Origin of the sequence: Ideonella sp. B508-1 (genome assembly GCF_000333615.1) — a bacterium.
GTDB lineage: Bacteria > Pseudomonadota > Gammaproteobacteria > Burkholderiales > Burkholderiaceae_C > Ideonella.
Window position 1 is genome coordinate 1 of sequence record NZ_BADL01000472.1, and the last position, 1684, is coordinate 1684.

The following is a 1684-nucleotide window of genomic DNA, read 5'->3' on the forward strand; positions in this document are numbered from 1 at the left end:
GTAGATGGACCCGGAACATGCTCCTTGCGCAGCAGGTTCAGGAACGGGTCTTGTAGAAGTTGCCCTTTGTTGCTCACGATATGCTCCGTGTTGAAGAGAGATTGAATGTTGGCACGTTAACACAGGCGCCCTGCCCCCACAGGCTGTGGAGAATGGCGCGGCTTCCTGTGTCAGTGCTCGGATTCGTCGAAAGGGTTCCGTGAAAGCTTCATTTCAATGCGCAGGGGCGTGCCCACAAGCTTGAAATGGTCACGGAAACGGCCCTCGAGGTAACGCTTGTAGACCTCGGTCACGTGTTCCAGGGAGTTGCCGTGGATCACGATGATGGGGGGATTCATCCCCCCCTGGTGGGCGTAGCGCAGCTTGGGCCGGAAGGTGCCGCTGCGCTTGGGCTGCTGGTGCTCCACCGCCTCGTGCAGCAGGCGGGTCAGCACCGGCGTGGGCATCTTGCAGGTGGCCGAGGCGTGCGCATCGGAGATGGCCTTCCACAAGGGGCCCAGGCCCTGGCGCTTGAGCGCCGAGATGTTGACCATGGGCGCAAAGCGCAGAAAGGCCAGGCGCTGCTCGATGGAACGCTCCAGCAATTGGCGCTGGTAGCTGTCGATGGCATCCCACTTGTTGATTGCGATGACGACGGCCCGCCCCGAATCCAGCACGTAGCCGGCGATGTGGGCATCCTGCTCGCTCACCCCCTGGGTGGCGTCGATCATCAGCACCACGACGTTGGCGTCGGCAATGGCCTGCAGCGTCTTGACCACCGAGAACTTCTCTATGGCCTCGAACACCTTGCCCTTGCGACGCAGGCCGGCCGTGTCGATCAGCTCGAACTTCTGCCCGTGCGCTCCAGGGGGCACCTTGATGGCATCCCGCGTGGTGCCCGGCATGTCGAAGGCGATCAACCGGTCCTCGCCCAGCCAGGCATTGATGAGCGTGGACTTGCCGACGTTGGGACGACCCGCCACCGCCAGGCGGATGGGCCGGTCGCCTGCCTCGCCGTCGAGGGCTTCGTCTTCTTCCTCGGGGAACTCCTCGAGCGCTGCTTCCAGCAGGCTGCGAATGCCCTGGCCGTGCGCGGCGGAGACGGGATGGGGCTCGCCCATGCCCAGCTCATGAAACTCGCCCAGCAAGGGCGACTCGCTCATGCCCTCGGCCTTGTTCACCGCCAGCAGCACCCGCTTGTTGCACTGCCGCAGGTAGCGGGCGATGTCCTGATCCTGGCCGGACAGGCCGGTGCGGACATCGGTCACGAAGATCACCACGTCCGCCTCGGCCACGGCCTGACGGGTCTGCTTGGCCATCTCCTTGACGATGCCCGTGGAGCTGTCGGGCTCGAAGCCACCGGTGTCGATGACGATGAACTCGCGCGAGCCCAGGCGCCCGTCGCCGTAGTGACGGTCACGGGTCAGACCGGCGAAGTCCGCGACGATGGCGTCGCGGCTCTTGGTCATCCGGTTGAACAATGTCGACTTCCCCACGTTGGGGCGGCCGACCAGGGCAATGACGGGCTTCAAGACAGTCCTGGCAATCAGAAAACAGGTTACTCGGGACGGAAGGCGAACAACCCGCCGTCTTCGGTGGCCACCAGCAGGGTGGTGTCGGACAAGGCGGGCTGCGCCACCACCGGCGACCCATCGGTGGGCAGTCGCAGCAGGATATCCCCGCTGCTGCGCGACAGGAAATGGAC

The 1684-nt window shown here is 64.5% G+C and carries 2 protein-coding genes; both read right to left on the bottom strand.

Translation table 11 applies throughout. The annotated features are described in order from the left end of the window. Positions 1-170 precede the first annotated feature (170 nt). A complete protein-coding gene (der, locus tag I73_RS18905) occupies positions 171-1511 on the bottom strand; it encodes a ribosome biogenesis GTPase Der (RefSeq protein WP_022982051.1) in 1341 nt (446 codons plus the stop codon). Positions 1512-1537: 26 nt separating this feature from the next. Continuing rightward, a complete protein-coding gene (locus tag I73_RS34900; protein WP_374701965.1) occupies positions 1538-1621 on the bottom strand; it encodes a hypothetical protein in 84 nt (27 codons plus the stop codon). Positions 1622-1684: the final 63 nt, after the last annotated feature.